This is a genomic window from Calidifontibacillus erzurumensis, from assembly GCF_013303125.1.
Taxonomy (GTDB): domain Bacteria; phylum Bacillota; class Bacilli; order Bacillales; family Bacillaceae_J; genus Calidifontibacillus; species Calidifontibacillus erzurumensis.
Genome location: NZ_JABTTE010000017.1, coordinates 12,504 through 34,236 on the forward strand (window position 1 = coordinate 12,504; position 21,733 = coordinate 34,236).

16 protein-coding genes and 1 other annotated feature are annotated in these 21,733 nt (G+C 37.7%); of the genes, 12 read left to right on the forward strand and 4 right to left on the reverse strand.

Features of this window, described 5'->3' with window-relative positions; genetic code table 11:
* Window positions 1–386 precede the first annotated feature (386 nt).
* Window positions 387–1,724: a branched-chain amino acid transport system II carrier protein gene (brnQ, locus tag HR057_RS12055; protein WP_173731695.1), complete on the reverse strand. Its 1,338-nt coding sequence runs from the start codon at window positions 1,722–1,724 to the stop codon at window positions 387–389.
* Window positions 1,725–1,773: 49 nt separating this feature from the next.
* Window positions 1,774–2,020, reverse strand: a binding site (T-box leader).
* A 176-nt stretch (window positions 2,021–2,196) separates the two neighbouring features.
* Here brnQ and HR057_RS12060 point away from each other — a divergent pair.
* The 12 genes from HR057_RS12060 to HR057_RS12115 all read left to right on the forward strand — a co-directional run bounded on the left by HR057_RS12060 (window position 2,197) and on the right by HR057_RS12115 (window position 16,840).
* On the forward strand, window positions 2,197–3,618 hold the full coding sequence (locus HR057_RS12060; protein ID WP_173731696.1) for an amino acid permease: 1,422 nt from the start codon (window positions 2,197–2,199) through the stop codon (window positions 3,616–3,618).
* Between the two features lie 1,043 nt (window positions 3,619–4,661).
* Window positions 4,662–6,284, forward strand: coding sequence for a spore germination protein (locus HR057_RS12065; RefSeq protein ID WP_173731745.1), 1,623 nt, complete (start codon window positions 4,662–4,664; stop codon window positions 6,282–6,284).
* Window positions 6,285–6,320: 36 nt separating this feature from the next.
* Window positions 6,321–7,484 carry a GerAB/ArcD/ProY family transporter gene (locus HR057_RS12070; protein ID WP_173731697.1) on the forward strand — a complete coding sequence of 388 codons (1,164 nt, stop codon included), beginning with the start codon at window positions 6,321–6,323 and terminating at the stop codon, window positions 7,482–7,484.
* Window positions 7,477–8,658 carry a Ger(x)C family spore germination protein gene (locus HR057_RS12075; protein WP_173731698.1) on the forward strand — a complete coding sequence of 394 codons (1,182 nt, stop codon included), beginning with the start codon at window positions 7,477–7,479 and terminating at the stop codon, window positions 8,656–8,658. The genes HR057_RS12070 and HR057_RS12075 overlap by 8 nt, the downstream gene beginning before the upstream one ends.
* Complete coding sequence (locus HR057_RS12080; RefSeq protein WP_173731699.1) at window positions 8,658–8,885, forward strand: hypothetical protein; 228 nt, start codon at window positions 8,658–8,660, stop codon at window positions 8,883–8,885. Before HR057_RS12075 ends, HR057_RS12080 begins: the two co-directional genes overlap by 1 nt.
* Window positions 8,886–8,992: 107 nt before the next feature.
* Window positions 8,993–10,105 carry a GerAB/ArcD/ProY family transporter gene (locus tag HR057_RS12085; protein ID WP_173731700.1) on the forward strand — a complete coding sequence of 371 codons (1,113 nt, stop codon included), beginning with the start codon at window positions 8,993–8,995 and terminating at the stop codon, window positions 10,103–10,105.
* Window positions 10,106–10,293: 188 nt separating this feature from the next.
* Window positions 10,294–11,916 (forward strand): ATP-binding protein, encoded by a 1,623-nt coding sequence (locus tag HR057_RS12090; protein WP_173731701.1) that lies wholly within the window; start codon window positions 10,294–10,296, stop codon window positions 11,914–11,916.
* Window positions 11,900–12,592, forward strand: a complete 693-nt coding sequence (locus HR057_RS12095) for a response regulator (RefSeq protein WP_173731702.1) — start codon at window positions 11,900–11,902, stop codon at window positions 12,590–12,592. The genes HR057_RS12090 and HR057_RS12095 overlap by 17 nt, the downstream gene beginning before the upstream one ends.
* A gap of 160 nt (window positions 12,593–12,752) precedes the next feature.
* Window positions 12,753–13,784, forward strand: coding sequence for a Bug family tripartite tricarboxylate transporter substrate binding protein (locus HR057_RS12100; protein WP_407926125.1), 1,032 nt, complete (start codon window positions 12,753–12,755; stop codon window positions 13,782–13,784).
* Between the two features lie 64 nt (window positions 13,785–13,848).
* Complete coding sequence (locus HR057_RS12105; RefSeq protein WP_173731703.1) at window positions 13,849–14,304, forward strand: tripartite tricarboxylate transporter TctB family protein; 456 nt, start codon at window positions 13,849–13,851, stop codon at window positions 14,302–14,304.
* Window positions 14,305–14,316: 12 nt separating this feature from the next.
* Entirely contained in the window at window positions 14,317–15,843 is a 1,527-nt protein-coding gene (locus HR057_RS12110) for a tripartite tricarboxylate transporter permease (protein WP_173731704.1), read from the forward strand.
* Between the two features lie 73 nt (window positions 15,844–15,916).
* Window positions 15,917–16,840, forward strand: coding sequence for an AEC family transporter (locus HR057_RS12115; RefSeq protein WP_173731705.1), 924 nt, complete (start codon window positions 15,917–15,919; stop codon window positions 16,838–16,840).
* Between the two features lie 49 nt (window positions 16,841–16,889).
* Here HR057_RS12115 and pabB read toward each other — a convergent pair whose 3' ends face one another.
* The 3 genes from pabB to HR057_RS12130 form a co-directional block, all read right to left on the reverse strand.
* On the reverse strand, window positions 16,890–18,650 hold the full coding sequence (pabB, locus tag HR057_RS12120; protein ID WP_173731706.1) for an aminodeoxychorismate synthase component I: 1,761 nt from the start codon (window positions 18,648–18,650) through the stop codon (window positions 16,890–16,892).
* Window positions 18,651–19,424: 774 nt separating this feature from the next.
* Window positions 19,425–19,703, reverse strand: a complete 279-nt coding sequence (locus HR057_RS12125; protein ID WP_173731707.1) for an amphi-Trp domain-containing protein — start codon at window positions 19,701–19,703, stop codon at window positions 19,425–19,427.
* 318 nt (window positions 19,704–20,021) lie between these two features.
* Entirely contained in the window at window positions 20,022–21,587 is a 1,566-nt protein-coding gene (locus tag HR057_RS12130; RefSeq protein WP_173731708.1) for a sensor domain-containing diguanylate cyclase, read from the reverse strand.
* Window positions 21,588–21,733: the final 146 nt, after the last annotated feature.

Here is a 21,733-nt window from a genome sequence, read left to right on the forward strand (position 1 = left end):
CAGACGGTGCCAGACCCCTCTGGAGCACCGTCTGCGGCACCATCTGGGGTGCGGTGCCAGACCCCTCTGGAGCACCGTCTGCGGCACCATCTGAGGTGTGGTGCCAGACCCCTCTGGTGAACCGTCTGCGGCACCATCTGGAGTGCGGTGCCAGACCCTTCTGGTGAACCGTCTGCGGCACCATCTGGGGTGTGGTGCCAGGCCCCTCTGGAGTACCGTCTGCGGTACCATCTGGGGTGCGGTGCCAGACCCCTCTGGAGTACCGTCTGCGGCACCATCTGGAGTGCGGTGCCAGACCCTTCTGGTGAACCGTCTGCGGTACCATCTGCAGTACATTACACCGATCTTCGGTTGCTAGTTTCTGCTGTTTGTGTAAAAAGCTCTTTCTAATAAGAATGTGTTGTTTCTAGTTTTTTATTTGTATTCTTTTCGTTTCCGACGTTACTCAAGAATATGCCAATTAATGTTCCTGCAATGGCAGGTACCACCCATTCCAAACCGACGGATGCAAGTGGCAACATTTCTTTCAATGTTTGGACTGGTCCTAAATTAACCCCTGCAGCAGTTAATCCCCCGATTATAGCGAAAATTCCGGTAAATAAAATTGCACTGCCGTATACTTTTTTCGGATTTCTAAAATAACGATTAAAGAATGTTAATGTGATTAATACGATTGTTAAAGGGTAAGCCGTTACTAGAAAAGGAACAGATACTTTTAAGATTTGAGCAAGTCCTAAGTTTGATAATGTAAAACCAGTGAGCGTTACTGCCAAAACGATACCTTTATAGCTTGACTTTGGAATCAAATTAGAAAAATAATGTCCACATGCTGTTGTTAAGCCGACTACAGTAGTAAAACAAGCAAGCATAAAAATGAATCCGAGAAGGATTGTACCGAATTGGCCTAGCATTGAAGAAGCCGTTGCAGAAAGGATGGCTGCTCCATTTTCATAAGACCCGCTACCTGCCATTTTTGCTCCGATTAAACCTAGGCTTATGTAAACGAGCGATAGTAAAATACCAGCAATTAAGCTTGATTTTACTGTATAGTTCCTTAAAGTTTTTCGATCGTTAATACCGCGTTTTTGAATAGCTGAAAGAATAACAATTCCAAATGCTAAAGCTGCTAGTGCATCCATTGTATTGTAACCTTCTAAGAAACCTGTGAAAAAAGCGGCGCTTTCATATTGTGCTGATGGATTCTCTAAAGGTACATCAAGTTTGACAAAGCTTGTTACACAAAGCACGATCATCGTAACAAGCAACACAGGTGTAATCCAACGTCCCATATATTTTTCCATTTTAGTTGGGTTTAAACTAACAACATATACAAGGCTAAAAAACAAGAGTGTAAAAACAAACAATACCAATACAGGATTGATGCGATCACTTAGAAAAGGTGCTACACCCATTTCGTAAGCCACATTTGCATTTCTTGGGATGGCTAGAAATGGTCCAATGCTTAAATAAATGCTCACCATGAAAATTGTGTTGAATAGTGGATGAACCCGATTACCGATTGTTTGTACTCCTCCTTCAACAATTGAAATAGCAATGAGGACAATCAACGGCAAACCGACTCCGGTTGCGATGAAACCAGCAATTGCTGGCCAGAAATTTGTGCCAGCTCCTATTCCTAGCACAGGAGGGAAAATTAAATTACCTGCCCCAAAAAACATTGAGAATAACATAAAACCGATAAATAATGTGTCTTGTCTTTTCATTCTACTACCCCTCTTCATTATTTTAATAAAACAAAAAACTCGTCCCTAAATTAGGGACGAGTTTATACTCGCGATACCACCCTACTTCCGTATATAAAAAAACACATACGGCTCTCGTTCAACGTACAATCATACGCGTTCCTTTGTAACGGTGGAAAGTCCGTCAAAGCTTACTGAATTTCAGCTTTGCATCTCAGAGATGATTTTCGGATAAAGCCTGAACGTCGATTTTCACCAAACCTCGACTCTCTGTAGATCAGGGATTTTATCTTACTTGTTCTCATCATCGATTTTTTTGAAATTATATATCGGAAAAATAATTTAATGATATATTAGCAAAATTTAAAAAGATTCGTCAATAGTTTTTTGAAATAAAAATTGTAGTTAATAGGTCTGTGTTTTTAACACATATGACAGTTTCCGTTCGTCCATACTAGGTTTAGGTTCAATCAAAATACTAGGGGGACATGTCATGAAATCGGGATTATCAACATGGCAATTAACGATGCTAGCTTTAGGTACTGTAGTAGGGGGATCTTTTTTTCTCGGATCTGCCGTTGCGATCCGATCAGCAGGTCCAGCTGTTATTATTTCCTACATATTAGGTGGCATTTTAGTTTATTTTATCTTATTTGCATTATCCGAAATGACGGTTGCTGATCCTGCCCATGGATCCTTTCGCGTTTATGCTGAGAAAGCATTTGGTCCCGGTCTTGGATTCGTCGTCGGTTGGGTATATTGGACTGGTATGGTGTTCGCAATGTCAAGTGAAGCAATCGCTGTATCAATCCTTTTGCAACAATGGTTTCCAGCGCTTTCCGTCACACTTGCAGGCACCTTTATTATTATTTTAGTTACATTAATAAATTTGTTAGGAGCTGAACGTCTAAGCAAGATTGAAAGTTCTCTTGCAACAGTAAAAATATTAGCAATTATTGCCTTTGTTATAATCGGCATTATTTTCATCGCAGGTTTTATGACAGATATTCCTCATGCAGGAGCTCAAATGTTTACGTTTGATTCGTTTTTTGCAGGAGGAATTGGAGGAATAGCAGGTAGCATGCTAATTGTTATGTTTACTTTCGCGGGTTTTGAAATCATTGGTTTAGCTGCTTCTGAAACTAAAGATCCTGAAAAAACAGTGCCGAAAGCAATTCGTTATACAGTGGTAAGTCTTGTTAGTTTGTATTTAGCCGGAATTATAACTTTATTATTTTTAATCCCAGTCAATCTTGTCGTAGAAGATTCAAGTCCAATGGTTACTGCTTTGAATCTGCATGGATTGGGCTGGGCCGGTGATGTGATGAATATTGTGTTAGTAACGGCTATTTTATCTACAATGTTAGCTGCTGTTTTTGGATTAAGTCGAATGATTCAATCACTGGCAGATAGAGGGTTTGCCCCTGTTTGGATTAAAGGAAATAATCCAACTAGGGCAATTTTATTCTCGGGTGTAGCGATGTTATTAGGACTAGGAATGGGCATGTTTCTTCCTGAACAAGTGTATGTATTTTTAATTGGCTCCGGAGGTTTTTCAATCTTGTTTACGTATGCAGTCATTGTTGCTGTGCATTGGAAGTTTCGCAAACTTTATGGATGTCCGCCGAAAGGGCGTTGCCAGTTCCCGGGTTATCCATTTGCTTCATGGATCGTACTTGCTGCTCTCATTGCTATTATAGTGAGCATGCCATTAATTCCTGGACAAGGAGAAGGGCTTGCAGCAGGTATTTTATTATTAGTTTTTTATGGAGCGGTTTATATGGTTTTGAAAATAAGAGGCATGACTACAATAGAGCAACCTTCAAAAGTTATAGATCAGCCTATTCCTACATTCGGTTTTGAAACAGCAGAAGAGCCTTATTTTTCTAAAGATGTAAAAAAGAAAAAAGAGTAATTCAGACATCGATATTGATGGATATGAAAGTGGACCATCCTTAAGTTTAAAAATGTAATAAATGATGCAACACATTCGCTGAAGTGAACAAAAAGGGTTGTTCAGAGGTCTCTTTCTGAACAGCCCTTTTCGTTTTTATGATAGATGTCTTCCAATGTAGGCGCAATATGACTGAATATGTATAAATTTCTAAAGAAATTCAAAACATAAAACAAGATTTTACTGAGGACTAAAGGGTGAAAAAGATGAATCGTGATTGGATCAAACTTATGAAAAAAATGTCAGCTACAAAAGATAAAAAAGGTATCGGAAAGCAAAATCCATCAAGTGTTCAAACGCAAATTGTGAAATACGGGCAGTCTGAATGGCAAACTCAAGGGGAACAGGTACCTGTACAACAAAGCAGTAGTTGGCAAGTTCAAGGAAACCAATCGCATTCCGGCCAAAACAGCGGGTATCAAAATCAAGAGTCCCAGAGCCATCATCAATATAGTGGGGATCATACTCAAGAGTCACAGTCGCATTTTCACCAAAACACTGGGTTGCAAAGCGAAGCTGTTCAAGCGTCCCCATATCAAAGCAGTGGGTTAGAAACTCAATTAACCCAAGCAATCCCACATCAAAATAATGGATTAGAAAATCAAGGGGCTCAGGCGTCCTTGCATCAAAACGATGGGTTGCAAATGCAAGAGGCTCATACATCCCAACATCAAAGCAGTGGGTTGGAAATGCAAGGGACTCAATTGTCCCCATATCAAAATAGTGGTTTACAAACTCAAGGAGTCCAAACGTCTCCACATCAAAATAATGGGTTTCAAAATCAAGGATTTAGCCAAAATAACGGTTGGCAAGCGCAAGGGACTCAATCGCAACTCCTACAAAATGGTGGGAGTCAAACTCATGGGAACCAAACCTACCAAAATCGAAACAGCTATTTGCAAGCAAAAGGAAATCAATTTCCTCCTTACCAAAGTATTGGTTGGGGAAATGATGGAATTCATCAGAAGAAAAACGAGCAAAATGCCAGTGGACTACAAGGAGAAATGCAAAACAAACAATCACAAGGACAGTTCCAACAGAGTTCAGCAGTTACAAAAGGTGGACAAGGACAAACTAATTCAAATGGTCCAAAACTAACGGAACAAACGCAAAATCAAGCGTTTTCTACTGAAAACCTAGGTCCGTTAAATACAAATATTGTATCAAATGAGAACATCTTTCGATCCATTTATCAAGATTGCTCTGATGTCATCTTTCGCCCTTTTTTAATAGGCAAAGAAAAAGCGCTCCTTATATACATTGAAGGTATGACAAACATTGAAGAATTAGATACAAATGTGCTATGTCGGCTCATGGAAAGTTCAGAAAACGATGATACAACAGATATCAGACATTTAATTCTGAAAAAAGTTTCAATTTCCAATGTAAGAGAAATTAAGACTTTTTCTGAAGCGATCCATGAAATTTCGTTAGGAAATCCTGTCATCATATTAGATCGGCAAAATATTGGCATATCTCTCGGACTTTCTAAGTGGGAAAAACGAGCAATTGAGCAGCCGGAAGCAGAAATGGTTGTAAAGGGACCGAGAGAAGGATTCGTTGAAACTTTAAGTGTAAATATATCTCTATTGCGTAGAAAAGTGAGAAGCCCAAGATTAAAAATCCAAATATTAGAGATTGGTCGTGCGACAAAAACAAATGTTGCAATTGTTTATTTAGAAGGAACGATTGACAAGACGTTAATTGAAGAAGCAAAAAATCGGCTAAGCAGGATTGATGTTGACGGAATTATAGACAGCGGAATGGTTGAACAATTTATTGAAGATAATCCGTATTCTCCTTTTCCGCAAGTATTAGAAACGGAAAGGCCGGATGTCGTCCTTGCTAACTTGCTTGAAGGACGTCTTGCCATACTTGTTGATGGTTCACCTTTCGTAATAGTTGTACCTATTTCTTTTTATTCTCTATTGCAAGCTGGTGAAGATTATTATACAAGATTTTTAATTGCTTCGGCTATTCGTTGGCTTCGCTATTTGTTTTTATTAATTTCTTTATTGTTTCCGTCTTTGTACGTGGCTGTCATTACATATCATCAAGAGATGATTCCAACAACTCTATTAATTAGTATGGCCGCTTCTCGTGAACAACTTCCATTTCCAGCGCTCGTTGAAGCGCTCATTATGGAAGTAACGTTTGAAGCGCTTCGTGAAGCTGGATTAAGGCTTCCAAAACAAGTTGGTGCAGCGGTAAGCATTGTTGGGGCATTAGTAATTGGTGAAGCGGCAGTTTCGGCCGGAATTGTTTCAGCTCCGATGGTAATTGTCGTAGCGATTACAGGAATTGCTTCGTTCACAATTCCGCGTTATACTGCATCGATTTCACTTCGCATGCTCCGTTTTCCGATGATTATATTAGCCGGATCTTTAGGGCTGCTTGGCATTATGCTTGGCCTCATCATCATTATCATTCACTTGTGTACACTCCGTTCATTTGGACTCCCATATTTGAGTCCGATGGCTCCGATGAAAACGAAGGAATTTAAAGATGTGTTAATTCGTGCACCAATATGGAAGATGAATACAAGACCCCGGCTTACAGGATGGTTTAATAAATTTCGCCAATCTGCTGGGTTAAAACCTGACCCAAGAAAAGGTGGCGAAAAATAACACGAAATGCCTTTCATAGGTAAGAGGTGAACCTGCATGATTGAAAAAGGAAGAATTAGCGCCCGACAAATGGCAATTATGATGAATCAAACAATCTTGGCGACTGCACTATTATTAGTCCCAGCCATTACTGGAAAATTTGCCAAGCAAGATATGTGGATTTCACCGTTATGGGCATCAACCGTTGGTTTTCTAACTGTTTATATTACAAATCAATTGCATAACCTCTATCCTAGGAAGACTGTTATCGAATATAGTCAAAATATTGTCGGAGCTTTTTTCGGAAAAGCAATAGGGGTGCTTTATATATGTTTCTATATCCACATCAATGCAATTGTTTTGAGGGAGTACGGAGAGTTTGTTGTCGGAACTTTCCTAACCCGAACGCCTATGATATTTATCATCGGAGCGATGACGTTGGTTTGTGCTTATGCGGTTCGAAGCGGACTTGAAGTAATCGCCAGAACAGCGGAAATAGTCGTTCCGGTTGTAATTTTATTATTTTTGACTACGAGTATTTTACTAATTCCGGAGTTAAATATTAATAAAATGTTGCCAATCATGGATAGAGGGATTGGGCCCTCTTTGATGGGAGCGACCATCCCTGCTTCTTGGTTTAGTGAGTATTTTGTTATTGCTTTCTTGCTTCCTTTTTTAGTTGATCAACAAAAGAGCTTTAAATGGAGCATTCTTTCAGTTTTGTCAGTTTTGTTTATGATGTTCATTACTAATATATTTACACTCTTATTGTTAGGAAATATAACAGCTAAATTTGTTTATCCGGTGATGAGTGCGATCCGTTATATTAGCATTGCTGAGTTTCTCCAGCATTTGGAGTCAATCGTAATGGGTGTTTGGGTCGCAGGAACGTATATAAAAATTTCGGTCTTTTATTATGCAACTGTCCTTGGCACGGCCCAATTACTGAATTTATCTGATTACCGGCCGCTTGTTTTACCAATTGGCTTGTTATTAGTCATTGTCTCTATATGGTCAATGCCTGATTTGTCAAGCTTGTCACATTTTCTAGGAACTACAGGAGTTTTTTATTTAACTTCCATTCAAACCGGCATTCCTATTTTACTATTATTGATTGCGTTAGTTAGAAAAAAAATCCAAAAAATTAAGTCGAGCAATGATCAGAATTTAAAAAGTGAGCAGCCATCAGTAGGTCTAGAAAGCGGGAATGCTAATGAATAAGCGAGGGTTTAAATTAACTGCAACTTTAATAATTTGTTCATTAACACTTCTTCTAAGCGGTTGTTGGGATCGCGTTGAAGTAAATGATTTAGGGCTTGTTCTCGCAGTTGGACTAGATAAAGCAGAAAACGGAGAAATTGAGGTAGCAATACAGCTTGCGATACCTAGTCGAATGGGGGGAGGACAAGGAGGAGGACAAATAGAAGGAGATCCAACTACCGTAGAAAAGATGACAGGAAGATCAGTTTTTGATGCTTTATCAAAGCTGCAAGCAAGTATATCTCGGAGAATTTTTTGGGGTCATAACCGGGTTATTTTCATCGGTGAAGAGTTAGCAAAAGAAGGTATTCAAAAACATCTTGATTATTTTTCCCGTGATCCGGATCCAAGGATTCGAGCCAATGTATTTGTTAGTGAGGGGAAGGCGACTGATATATTGAAGGTCATTCCTGATTTTGATAAAAGCTCTGCGGAAGTTGCAAGAGAACTTGCAAATTTTCAAGTCGGTATGAATGTAACGTTGAAAGATTTGTTAGAGATGTTAACTAGTGATGTTAATACAGCTGCACTTCCATTAATTGAAGTGGATAAGGCCGAACAAGGTAAAGGTGGATTAAGAGTAAATGGGACCGCTATTTTTAAACGAGATAAAATGGTTGGAAAAATTGGTCCGGAATTAACAAGGGGCTTGCTTTGGATTAGGGATGAAATTCGCTTGGCTGCTGTCTTAGTTGAACCGGAAGATACAGAGGGAGGACAGGTTGTCTTTAATCTCCTCCGATCACATACTGAGTTGATTCCGAAAATAGATAAGAACGGAAATCTAAAGATGACATTAAAAGTTACAACAGAAGACGATGTTGTAGAAAATGAAACAAAATTAAATTTATTGAATGCAAAATTGGTTAATAAGCTGCAAAAACAGTTGGAAAACAGAATTAAAGAGCGGATTCAAGACACACTTGAAGAAGTGCAGAAAAATTTAAAAGTTGATGTGTTTGGATTTGGGCAAGCTTTTTACCGTGCCTATCCTAAACAGTGGGCAAATTTAAAAGAAAATTGGGATGAGGTTTTTCCGGAAGTTGAAGTTGACATCGATGTGAAAGCATATATAAAAAGAACGGGAGTTTCAACTACACCACAAGGAGTACCAGAAAAAGAGGTGAAAAATTAATGAAGATTCTTTCAGCTGTTGGTGTTTTGTTCGTTGTGATTCTAATGGCTCTCTATGAGTGGCCAAAAATGGACAAGAATCAAGTGAAAGAAAAATGTGCTTTTGCCCTACTTGCATTGACAGGATGGGTGCTCTCCGTCCTGCTCATTTACTTTCCAGATATGCCAGGGCCAACCCAATTGATTGAATTTATTTTCAAACCACTTGGAAAATTTCTTGAACATTAAATGGATATTGCTTAATAGTGGTCTCCTGTTTTCTTAAGTGGTGAGATATATAGATGGCTTTAAAGACACCGCCACGGCATTTTGAATAAGAAAGGAGAAACCATGAAATGATAGAAAAAGGAAAAATTTCTTCTTTGCAATTGGGGATGATGTTATATCCGACAATTATTGCAACAGCAATATTTACTTTTCCAGCTGATATTGCGAAAATTGCTAAAAATGGTTTATGGCTTTCTCCAATTATTTCGTCGCTCGTTGGGTTTCTAGTGATTTTTATTGCCATTCGGCTGTATAAATTTTTTCCGAAGCAAACGGTCATCCAATATAGCGAAAAAATTCTTGGCAAGTTTTTTGGAAAAGCACTTGGTGTACTATTCGTGTTCACCTTATTTGTAGCAGATGGAACATCTTTAAGACAATTTACAGAACTTTCAACAGGCATCTTTCTTTTACGAACACCGATGATTGTGACGGCTGGCGGATTGCTTCTTGTATGCGGTTTTGCTGTGAGGGCTGGTTTAGAAGTGGTTGCACGGTCGACACAAATTTTATTGCCGATTTATGTGTTATCTCTAGTTTTGATTATAATCTTGATCATTCCTGAATATAATTTGGAGAATTTATTCCCAATTTTGGAAAATGGTTTCTTTTCAACTGTAAAAGCAGCGGTAGTAAAACAAACGATGTTTACGCTTTTCTTTTTAACTGCCTTTTTGTTGCCATTCGTTTCAGATACAGAAAATGTAATGAAGTGGAATTGTATTTCTATATGTTTAGTTACGGGAACGCTAGTATTTATTAATTTAACAGTGCTCTTATTATTTGGTGAAAATGTTAGTTATTTTACATATCCTTTTTTAAGTGCTTCCAGGTATGTTCGTATCGGTGATTTTTTGGAACAACTTGAATCCATTGTGTTTGCCCTTTGGGTGGCCGGTACATTTGTTAAAATAGCTGTTCAGTATTATGTTACAGCACTGGCCACTGCTCAACTTTTAGGACTTTCATCTGTGAAACCAGTCATTTTTCCGATTGGACCAATAATTTTTATATTTAGTATTTGGGGAATACCTAACTTTACATTTTTGACAGACTATATGGGAAATGCGATCCCTTATTTTTCATTTTCTATGTTAGTTGTAATTCCTCTTATGCTTCTAGTAATAGCAATCGTTCGGAAAAAAATTAGTTCTAAAAAGGCTGATGCAATGAAAATATAGATTGGGATTTTTGGTTGATTAAAAAGAGGGGGTTGAGGTATTTGCCAACTTCCTCTGGTAATATCAGGGTTCCTGTACTGGGATAATGAAAAAAATAAACTGAATATAGTATAATTTTAGAAAATAAAATTGTAGCGAATTTTGTAAAATAATATCTAATTCCCTTTGGACAAGCTGCGGTGGTTTTAATGATGGTATTACTAAAAAAACTAAAACTCCAATATCGAATTTCTATAATTGTTGTCTCTCTTATTTTCACTATTATTATATTAGCAAGTTTACTATTTTATTATATTCTATCTAGGTCGGTAGAAAAGGAACTGGGGGAACGGGCGCTTTATGTTGCTTCAATTGTGGCAGCGATGCCGGAAATACGCGAAGCATTTAAAACAGAGGAGCCGTGGACGATTATACAGCCTGAAGTTGAAAGAATTAGAATTGTAACAGGGGCTGAATATATTGTTGTTGGAAATAAGGATGGAATCCGTTATTCCCACCCGATACCGGAAAGAATTGGGAAAGAAATGGTTGGCGGTGATAATGCGAGAGCTCTTTTTTTTGGACAGTCTTATGTTTCGAAAGCAAAAGGATCCCTTGGTCCAGCCCTTCGTGGAAAGGTTCCAATAAAAGATGAAAATGGCAACATTATTGGCGTTGTCTCTGTAGGTTTTATGATGGCTGATATTCGTCAGACGATTCAAGAATACAGTATTTACATTATTTGGGTCGCTTTTTTCAGTTTGTTGATTGGAGTGACAGGGTCGATATACCTTGCCAGAAGCATAAAAAAGATTATTCATGGCCTAGAGCCGGAAGAAATTTCAGCATTATATACGGAACGCAATGCGGTTATTGAATCAGTCCGTGAAGGAATTATTGTAATTAATAAACAAGGAAACATTATTTTAGCTAACCGGGAGGCTTACAATATTCTTTCTCTAGGAGAGAAAGATGTGATCGGGAGATATTTACTTAATGTTATTCCAAATGCATCTATGCTCAAAATATTAACGACTGGAGAGAAACAATTAAATATTCAAATTAACTTAAATGGGAAAATAATAATAGCTAACCAACTTCCAGTCATTGTTAACAATGAAGTAATTGGCGCTGTTTCCAGCTTCCGTTTAAAATCAGAAATTGATCAATTAACGGAGGAACTCTCCCAAGTCAAAAGATATACAGAAGCTCTCCGCGCCCAAACTCATGAGTTTCATAATCTTCTATATACGATATCAGGGTTAATACAACTTGAATCTTATGATGAGGCTTTAGAGCTTATTCATAATGAAACAACGATACATCGGGATGTTGTTCAATTTATAATGAAAAAATTAAGTGATCCATGGTTGGGAGGCATTATATTAGGATTCTATAATCGTGCTAGAGAATTAAAAATTGATTTTATCGTGGATCGTGAAAGTAGTTTAAAAGAGCTGCCGAAACATATCGATCAAAGTTATTTTGTTTCTATTCTCGGCAACTTAATGACGAATGCTTTTGAAGCGGTAGAAAAAAATAAGCCGGGAAATAAAAAAGTTCGGTTGTTTATTACAGATTATGGTGATGATGTGTTAATTGAAGTAGAGGATTCAGGAACAGGAATTGCTGATCATTTAATGCCAAATATTTTTAAAAGAGGCTTTTCAACAAAGCAAGGTGGCAACCGTGGGTATGGCCTTGCACAAGTAAAGAAATTAGTTGATGAATTAAATGGAACTGTTGCCATTGAAAAAGGTGATTTAGATGGAGCTCTCTTCATAATAGCCATTCCGAAAGAAAGGTGTGATGATTATGTCAAAACTGGTTGAGGTACTTATCGTCGAAGATGATCCGCGCATTGCCGAAATTAATCGCCGCTTCACGGAAAAAATAGAAGGCTTTAAAGTCATCGCAACAGCAACAACAGGTGAGGAAGCAAAGGAATGGTTGGAAGTTGTTCAGCCAAATCTTGTTTTACTTGATGTCTATTTGCCTGACATGAAAGGGATTGAATTGATTAAGTATATTCGCAAGAATTTTTATGAAATTGATGTAATTATGATTACCGCAGCTTCTGAGGTGGATGTTGTTCGCCATGCGCTCCGCGGAGGAGTCGTTGATTATATTGTAAAACCGTTAACGTTTGAACGTTTTAAAGAGAGTCTTGTAAACTATAAAAATAAAATTGAAAAGCTTCAGAAAAACGAAAAATTATCTCCAGAACTGATTGAGAGTTTATGGAATCGGCAGAGTAATGGAAAAACGGTTGAAAATCAAAGTCCAAAAGGGATCGATCCATTAACACTCGATAAAATTTTAAAGTATATTGATACAATTGGAGAATCCGGAATTACTGCAGAAGTTTTAAGTAAAAACACAGGCATCAGCCGATCTACAGCGAGACGTTATTTGGAATATTTAGTTTCGCAAAGAAAAATTTATGCAGAGCTCGTTTATGGGAATGTTGGACGTCCGGAAAGGAGGTATTTTCTTACCCTTCCGTGATTTTTATGAACAAAATGCAAATAATGATCTTTATATAACTTATGAACAAATACTTCTAATATAAATAATGTTCTGATAATTTTGAGACAGCGCTTACACCGCTGTCTTTTTTTAATGATAAAAAATAGACTGCAAAACTAGTAAAAAGGGAGGATTCATTGTGAAAATGAAAAAGTTAGCTTCAATATTTCTTTCCGGCGTGTTAGCCCTTAGTTTGGCTGCTTGTGGTAGCGGAGGAGAAAAAGCAAGCACAAGCTCAAAAAGTGAGGGTACTTCCGGCTATCCGGAAAAACCTATTACAATCGTTGCTCCATCAGGTGCAGGTGGGGGTTGGGATTTAACTGCCCGTGCGGTTGCTAAAGTTCTTACAGAAACAAAATTAGTAGACCAAACGATTACTGTTGAAAACAAACCGGGCGGGGGCGGCGCCGTTTTTATGGCGGAATATGCAACAAAGGATAAAAATAATCCTTATCGGTTAAGTATTTGGTCACCGCCAATTTTAATCAATAATGACAAAAAAGAAGGAAACAGCCCTTATGGATTTAGAGATACTACTCCGCTAGCTCAATTAACTCGCGATTATGGTGCGATCGTAGTCAATGCGGATTCTCCGTTTCAAGATTTAAAATCCGCGCTCGATGCCATTAAGGCTGACCCAACAAAGGTAACGGTTGCAGGTGGTTCTGCACCAGGATCCATGGACCATTTAGTGGCTATTTTACCTGCATTTAAGTACGGAATCGATCCAAAAGTAGTTAAATACGTCTCATATGATGGTGGAGGAGAAGCAATTGCGGCTCTCCTTGGCGGCAATGCCGATTTAATTGCAACGGATGCTTCAGCGATTGGCGAGTATGTCAAGGCTGGAAAAGTTCGTGTACTTGCTGTTAGTTCAACCGAACGCTTAGGTGGGGAATTGGCAGATGTTCCTACATTTAAAGAGTTAGGAATTGATGCAGAGTTTACGATTTGGCGAGGAATTTTCGGTCCAAAGGAAATGAAGGAAAACGAAGTGGCTTATTGGAACGAAACGTTAAAAGCATTAACAGAAAGTGAAGCATGGATAAAAGAACTTGAAGCCAATGGTTGGCAAAGTGAATACAAAAATTCCGAGGATTTTAAAAAGTTCTTAGAAGAACAAGATCAATTAATTATTGAATTATTAACAGCACTTGGAATGGCTAAGTAAAGTGTTGGAAATGGAGAAGGGAGTGTCTCTTCTCCATATTTTTCATCGGAGGTGAGGAAAGTATATGAGCAAGACTTTTGATCGTTATTCAAGTTTGTTTTTCCTATGTGTTGGTATTGGATTTATCATTGAAAGTAATAAAATTACCCAAAGCGCTTATGGAAGCAGTGTTGGTCCTGATATATTTCCAAAGGTTCTAGGAATTATTTTAATTTTACTGAGTTGCAGGCTTTTCTATGAAACGTTCCGCTACCCGAGGGAAAGTAAAAAGGGAGAAGCTGTAAATTTCAAAAAGTTTGCATCCATTCTTGTTTCTGCAATTTTATACGCTCTATTCATTGAAAAATTAGGATATGTCATCACTACCTTTGCTTTTTTAGTGATCGGGTTCCAAGTGATGGAAAAAGGCGGATGGTGGAAGTCAATTTTAATTTCAGCACTGTTTTCATATGGTGTTTACTATCTATTCGTCGAGGTTTTAGATGGATCATTACCAGGGTTTCCAATTTGGTTCAGCTAGGAGGTGCGGATAATGGAAACTTTACAATTTCTTGCAGATGGATTTGCAACTGCTCTGCAGTGGCATAACTTAGTTTTTGCTTTTATTGGCGTTCTTATAGGGACGGCCGTAGGTGTATTACCGGGGATTGGACCGATGAGCGGTGTCGCGTTATTAATACCTGTAACTGCAACAATGACATCAGGATTAGAACCTGAAGCAGCGGCAGCAAGTGCCATTATTTTATTAGCAGGTGTTTATTACGGTGCCATGTATGGCGGATCAACGACCTCCATTTTATTAAATACTCCTGGAGAATCGTCTTCAGTCGTAACAACTTTGGATGGCTATCAAATGGCGAAGAATGGACGGGCTGGTGCAGCTTTAGCAATTGCAGCCATTGGATCATTCGTTGCCGGAATTATTGCTTTAATAGGTCTGATTGTTCTGGCTGAACCTTTGTCAAACGTTGCTTTATCGTTTGGGCCAGCGGAATATTTTTCATTAATGATTCTTGGTTTATGTGCGGTGAGTGGGCTGGCAGGAAAATCAATGACAAAGGCACTCATCATGACAGTTGTTGGATTGCTCCTTGCAACGATTGGTATGGATAATGTATCTGGTGTTGCCCGTTTTACGTATGATATCCCAGTGTTATATGGTGGTTTGGAATTTTTAACAATCGCTGTAGGTTTATTTGCATTAGGTGAAGTATTTAAAACGATCCTTGAAAAAGACGATGGTGGAGGAGCCATTGCAAAAGTCGGGCGCATCCTCCCAACGAAAAAAGATTTAAAAGATAGTTCGGCTCCTATTATTCGTGGTTCTTTATTAGGATTTTTTATTGGTGTTCTTCCAGGTGCAGGTGCAACGTTGGCTTCTTTCTTCTCTTACGTTGCAGAGAAAAAGCTTAGCAAAAATCCAGAGAAATTTGGCCAAGGTGCCATTGAAGGGGTTGCAGGGCCTGAAGCTGCGAATAATGGAGCTTCTGGTGGTGCGTTAATTCCGTTATTAACGCTAGGTATCCCTGGTTCCGGAACGACTGCAATCTTAATGGGTGCGCTTATTATGTACAATGTTCAACCAGGCCCATTGCTATTTTCAGATCATCCAAAAGTAGCTTGGGGACTAATTGCCAGCATGTTTATAGGAAATGTCATGCTACTTTTATTAAATATGCCGCTAGTTAAAGTGTTTGCAAAAATTATAGAGACACCGAAAAAATACTTACTGCCTATTATTATTGCCATTTCAATTTTTGGTGTTTATGCTGTCCAATTTACCGTGTTCGACCTCCTTCTTTTAATCGCTTGTGGTGTTGTCGGCTACTTTTTAACGAAAAATGATTTTCCGGTTGCCCCGCTAGTATTAGGATTGGTATTAGGCCCAATGATTGAAAACAATATGCGAAGAGCTTTAACACAATCGAACGGCGATTATATGATTTTCTTGCAAAGTCCGTTATCTCTTAGCTTCTTAATTGTTGCTGCTTTATGGATGTTGATTCCGATTATTTTAAAAATGAAAGGGAAAAAGGTCATTATTAATGAAGAAGATTAGGTTGGGACAAGGGGGGCATGTACCTTGTCCCGGTTGTTTTCAGTCCTTAAATTAGCTAGAAAGAAGGGCTGTTATGGATGTATTTTTTCTCATTGTAACAAAAGTCATTTTTCCGATCTTTTTGCTCATTGGTACAGGTGTTTTATTACATCGCAAATTTGAACTGGATTTGAATACTCTATCTAAATTAAGCACTTATTTTCTGCTGCCTGCTGTTTGTTTCGTCAATATCTATGAAGGAAATTTGTCGTGGAAACTAATTGGACAGCTCATCGTTTACTTGCTTTGTTTTACGTCTCTATTAATTTTATTAGGTTTTGTTATAGGGAAGCTTTGTAGATTTGATCAAAAAATATCAGCCAGTTACCGGAATAGTTTAGTATTAATAAACTCAGGGAATTTCGGCTTACCCATTAGTGAATTGTTATTCCATGCAAATCCTATCGGGATATCAATTCAAGTCATCATATCGATTTATCAAAATATATTAACGTTTACGTATGGCCTTTTTAACTCCGTTTCTTCAGAAAGGAAAGGTCTTCGGCCATTATTGGAAATTATGAAACTGCCTATTATTTACGCTCTCATTTTGGCAATTTTATTACGTGCTTTCCATATTGAAATTCCAGATATCATTTGGGATCCTGTTGAAAGTGTTTCAAATGCATTTTTAGCTATCGCGCTTATTACTTTAGGCGCTCAAGTTGCTCATTTAAAATTGAATCGACTCTCCCTTGAGTTGTTGATGAGTATCGTTGGAAGATTAATTCTATCACCAGTTATTTCTTTATTGCTTATTTTGTCACTCGGTATTCAAGGGGTTGCAGCACAGGCATTATTGATTGCTAGTTCTTTCCCAACTTCTAGAAATAGTGCATTGTTGGCATTAGAATATAACAACAATCCTGAGTATGCAGCCCAAGTTGTTCTACTAACAACGATATGCAGTAGTATTACCGTTGCTGTTGTTGTGTATATTGCAAAAATCATTTTTTAGTCAATGAAATGGAAGTAGTCCCGGGACGGTGTGGCTGTCCCGAGACTAGTTATTCTATCAATTCCACCTCTAACCATTTTCGTACACTATTTATAAACCATATTTTGCTGCATTTTTTTAGATCGTCTAACGTTAAACGTTTTTCCTGAATTTCTCCGTTTTTCAAAAGCGCTTCACGGAATGTTCCAGCAAGCAAACCGCTTTTGACAGGAGGGGTTAAGCAAATTCCGTCTATTTCTAAGACGATATTTCCATTCGTAAATTCCGTAATCTCGCCATGTTTATTCCATAGTAAAATATCAAAAGCGTCAGGGCTTTTTTTCTTTTGAAAGTAAGTATATACGTCTCGATTTGTTGTTTTATGATATAAAAACGGGTTGTTTATTTCAATTGGTTCATCAGCTAGAACTACTTTGAGCGGAGCTTCTAGCTTCATAATTGGCTGAGATTCGACCATTATTTCACCACGATTGGATAAAAGAAAACGAACTTTGAACTCGCCGTGATCATGTTGTTTTGCCAAATTATTTAATGCATATTGAACTTCTTCTTTGTTAAATGGATAGCCAAAATAATGTGCTGAATTTTGCAATCGATTGAGATGTTCATTTAGTAAAAAGAGCTTTCCATCTTGTAATAATAAGCTTTCAAGCAATTGAAAATCTGATCTTTCTACTTTCAGCAGCCTTGCTTTTGCTACAACTTCATCATATTCATCTTCGGCAGTTGAATCCCAAGTAATTCCGCCGCCTACACCGTACGTTGCTTTACCAGTTTCATGATGAATAACGATTGTTCTGATTGGAACATTAAAAACCGCTTCCTTGTTAGGGGTAATAAACCCGATGGCGCCGCAATAAACATCCCGAGGTGTTTGTTCAAGTTCTTCGATGATTTCCATTGTGCGTACTTTTGGTGCACCTGTAATCGATCCACATGGAAAAAGTGCTTTGAACATGTCAACCAATTGAATATTGGCCGGAACTTTTGCTGTAACGGTTGAAGTCATTTGGTGAACCGTCGGGTACCTTTCAATTTCAAAAAGTTTAGGGACTTGTACCGTTCCTTTTTCAGCTATTGTTCCTAAGTCATTCCGAAGCAAATCGACAATCATAACATTTTCTGCACGATTTTTTTCTGAAAAATAAAGTGATTTTGCAATAGCTTCATCTTCAATGAATGTAAGTCCGCGTTTGGCTGTCCCTTTCATTGGACGTGTTGTTATCATATCATTTTTATAGTGAAAAAAGAGTTCAGGTGAAGCGGACAAAATGCTATGAGTCATTGTATTAATGTAAGCGCAGTAGTTGGAGCTTTGCGCTTTTTTTAGTCTTTGAAAAAATGCAATATCATCCCCTTCAAATTGGGAATAAAGACGAATAGTGTAGTTAACTTGGTATGTATCGCCGCTTGCAATGTAGCTCTTAATGGAAGAAATCGACCGCTGGTACTCTTCCTTACTAACAGTGGGGTGCCAATCCTCAATTGTATATGAACCAGAGCTGATGAGCGGCTGGGACACCGGTTCGGAAAAAATGCCAAACCAGAGGAAAGGCATGGAAGGATTACGATTGACTTTAAAAGCTTTATCAAATGCAGGAGCGCTCTCATAGGAAAGAAAGCCGGCAGCGTAAAAACCGTTTTGAACTTCCTCCTGAATCATTTGAAGGCATGGTACTACATCTTCAATTTGATGGGCGGCAATAATTTTTATTGGATTACAAAAGGTTAGAGGTTCGATTTCACCTGAAAAATTAGCAAATTCAAAAGATAAAATCGGAGCATCGTTATGTAAACTTTTTATTTTCATAATGATCCTATTCCTTTATTAAAGCAGTTTTCTATAGTAGTAATGTCATTATTTTAAGTGAATTAGGAAAATGGGGCAAGAATCTATAGAATGGTTCTATTTTTTTGAAGCTTTAATGGCAAAATAGATGAGGGCAATCGGTTTTTCCTAAGGCTGTAGAAAAGGGAAGAGGTCTTTATGAAATAAAAAAATATATTTGATTTGGAAATAACACATTTTACATGAAAAAAGGGGATCGAATCTTATGATTTTTTGTAAAGAAAGTGTTGGCGACAACGGTTTCTTGATGATGGTTATGATTCAAACAAAAGATGGACTGCTAATATTTCGAAATGTGATCAACGATCTTTTTAAGAATTCTGTTGATTTTCTAATAGATGAACTTTGTTTGTCCACCAACAGTAGAACTTTAAGCTGTAGGAATTACCATTTTGCCGAAGAGCGATCCCCTTTTTTTGAATAAACTCAACGTAACTTTTGTTTTGACTATAAAAAAGTTCTTTTCATTCTTGACAAGTGGAGTTGGGATCTTAGTAGACGTTGTCTTGCTTTGTAGACTACGTGATCTGCCGGGCTTTCTTCATTTAAATGCATCTTATTTACTTATGAAAAGGTATACGAAATCGGCAGATGGTTCGTTTCATTAGCAAAAATGAGTGAAAAGTCGCGGGTGCCTGTTCCGGCTGACTGTGTGGTTGCAGGGCATGATTGCAAGATTGTCAGCCCTTCGCTAGTTGAAATGTTCTTGTATGGTTTGGAAAGAGTGCCACCCGTTTATTCAATTGTCATTGATTTAGGTGCTTGCTCTCCTTCATACCAGTCGAATTCAATCTCAAAGGAGTGCTTATCTCCTTTTTGAGTGTACTTAAATTCAACTTTGATTTGACCGGTAGGTTGGACGATAACTTGTTCTTCCCCTTGAACAATCGTAAATTTTCCTTCTTCTTTAAGTTTTTGCGCCACTTTTTCAAGCATAGCAGCGAAATCCATTGGTGAAAGCTGTTCTTTATGCTTCAACAAGACTTGTGTGGCTGGTTTGGTCATTTCATTCATCATAATCCCTCCTTTCACTTTTAATTTAATTATAATATAAATTGTTGGTAGAAAGCCGTATAAATATGTACAAATATGGCAACTTTTCAGGTTTGTTGTATGAATCTTGGAGTGGGGTTTGAAATTTCAAAAATATGAATTGAGTTATTTTACTAGAAGATTTTTTATGTAAGTTGATGGGAACCAATTGGTTTCTGTTGGTAATAAGAGAAGTCTAAGAGGAGTCTAACAAATTCAAAGATCTTTTCAACTGATAAAGGATGACTATGGATTTCAAAAAATATTTCAGTCCGAATTTTACTCCATTCGGACTGAAAGTTATAGAAGATCTACATCATATATTGTCGTTCTATTTCTACCATCATTTTTTGATTGATAGAGGGCGGCATCTGCTCTTTTGATAACCATTTCCGGTGCTTCGTCATCTTTTTGATATGAAGAAATCCCTAATGAAATTGTGATGGGTTCTCCAGTTGGCGAAGGAGTTTGGGAAATGGTTGTGCGTAAACGTTCAGCTAATGCATAAGCATCTTTTTCATCTTTTTCTTTTAGAAGAATGGCGAATTCCTCTCCGCCATAACGGTAACATAAATCTTCTTCCCGGGTTGTGTTCATCATTATTTGTGCCAGGAATCGAAGCACATCATCACCAACTAAATGGCCATGAACATCATTTACTTGTTTAAAACGGTCAATGTCGAGCATGATTAACGAAAAAGGTGTTTTATGATTGAAATACTTTTGAATTTCGAGATCAAATGCTCTGCGGTTTGCTAATCCTGTGAGACCATCTTGTTGGATTTGTCTATTAAGCATTTGAAAATGTTGTTGAATATGTTGATATAGTTGTTTCACCTCATATATGTAAGATTTAATTTCCATACGATGAATGGACTGTCCGTTTGTTTTAGGGAAGATTGCTTCTTCAGAAAATCTAGCAAGCTTATTAATAGGCTTCGTAATATGATTTGTAAAAAAGGAAGCTATTAATAAGACCGCCAATAACATCGGCAGTGACTGAAATATAATTTTATTCGTTAAATCTTGAAGAGGCTTATCGATAACAGAGGTAGGAGTTAGTGTAATAACACCCCAACCAGTCTGTTCAACATAAGCATAGCCGGCAAAATATTTGTTACCTTGATTCGTAATTGTTTGTTTTGCTCCGCTTTTTCCTTGTAACACCGTTTGGACAAGCGGATGATTAGCGATTGATTCGTTAATTCTCTTTGAATTGGGATGATAGATGATTCGTCCAGTCCGATCTACAACAAAGACAGATGATTCATCTAAAAAATCATGCTCATGCAAAATTCTCTTTAAAGAATTATCTTGTTGTAAGTAAATGGTGCCATTAACAACTCCTATAAAATTGCCGGAATTATCAAAAATTGGATGTGAGACGAGGACCTCTAGATTGCCGCTTTGTGCAAAATAAGGATCTGAGATAAACGGCTTTTTATTTGTTAAAGCTTGTTTCATTAATGGATCAGTAATTTTCATCCCCGGCTTCAAAATATTCGGGCTTTCTTGTATTTCTAATGGACTTATTAATTGAATGACACCGCCTGTATCAGTCGTGTATAGAGAGTTATAATAGCCGCGATTGGCTGCCAGCCATTCGTCTAACTTAGTTTGACTAATTGGTTCTTTGCCAATAATGCGTGCTAATGTACCTAGATTTTGCTGCATATTATATAAAAAGCCGTTCGTGCTTAAAGCTACCTTTTTTGCATAACGGTAATTATTTTCAAGATGATTTTCGGTTAATATATTTTTCAGTGCTTGGTTTGTCAAATACCAATGGATCATCGTCGTACTAAAAACTGTAAAAACTGCTAATAAACTGAGAGCGACTTTTAGTCTTACACCTTTTTTGTACATATAAATCTCCCCTTAATTGAGGTCATCTACGTTTATGCGGGAAGTTTAAAATCAAATTCATGCTAAATTGACCTAATAGTAAACTAGGGACAAGCTTAATTCTATAGTATAATTTTACCAATATAAAGGAGATATTTATATAGAAA

Coding starts and splice junctions, on each gene's coding strand:
- HR057_RS12085 (WP_173731700.1), top strand. CDS start 8,993: ATGATAGAAAAAGGAAAAATTTCTTCTTTGCAATTGGGGATGATGTTA.
- HR057_RS12130 (WP_173731708.1), bottom strand. CDS start 21,587: ATGTACAAAAAAGGTGTAAGACTAAAAGTCGCTCTCAGTTTATTAGCA.
- HR057_RS12075 (WP_173731698.1), top strand. CDS start 7,477: ATGAATAAGCGAGGGTTTAAATTAACTGCAACTTTAATAATTTGTTCA.
- HR057_RS12065 (WP_173731745.1), top strand. CDS start 4,662: ATGCAAAACAAACAATCACAAGGACAGTTCCAACAGAGTTCAGCAGTT.
- HR057_RS12125 (WP_173731707.1), bottom strand. CDS start 19,703: ATGAATGAAATGACCAAACCAGCCACACAAGTCTTGTTGAAGCATAAA.
- HR057_RS12060 (WP_173731696.1), top strand. CDS start 2,197: ATGAAATCGGGATTATCAACATGGCAATTAACGATGCTAGCTTTAGGT.
- HR057_RS12095 (WP_173731702.1), top strand. CDS start 11,900: ATGTCAAAACTGGTTGAGGTACTTATCGTCGAAGATGATCCGCGCATT.
- HR057_RS12115 (WP_173731705.1), top strand. CDS start 15,917: ATGGATGTATTTTTTCTCATTGTAACAAAAGTCATTTTTCCGATCTTT.
- HR057_RS12105 (WP_173731703.1), top strand. CDS start 13,849: ATGAGCAAGACTTTTGATCGTTATTCAAGTTTGTTTTTCCTATGTGTT.
- HR057_RS12080 (WP_173731699.1), top strand. CDS start 8,658: ATGAAGATTCTTTCAGCTGTTGGTGTTTTGTTCGTTGTGATTCTAATG.
- pabB (WP_173731706.1), bottom strand. CDS start 18,650: ATGAAAATAAAAAGTTTACATAACGATGCTCCGATTTTATCTTTTGAA.
- HR057_RS12090 (WP_173731701.1), top strand. CDS start 10,294: ATGATGGTATTACTAAAAAAACTAAAACTCCAATATCGAATTTCTATA.
- brnQ (WP_173731695.1), bottom strand. CDS start 1,724: ATGAAAAGACAAGACACATTATTTATCGGTTTTATGTTATTCTCAATG.
- HR057_RS12110 (WP_173731704.1), top strand. CDS start 14,317: ATGGAAACTTTACAATTTCTTGCAGATGGATTTGCAACTGCTCTGCAG.
- HR057_RS12070 (WP_173731697.1), top strand. CDS start 6,321: ATGATTGAAAAAGGAAGAATTAGCGCCCGACAAATGGCAATTATGATG.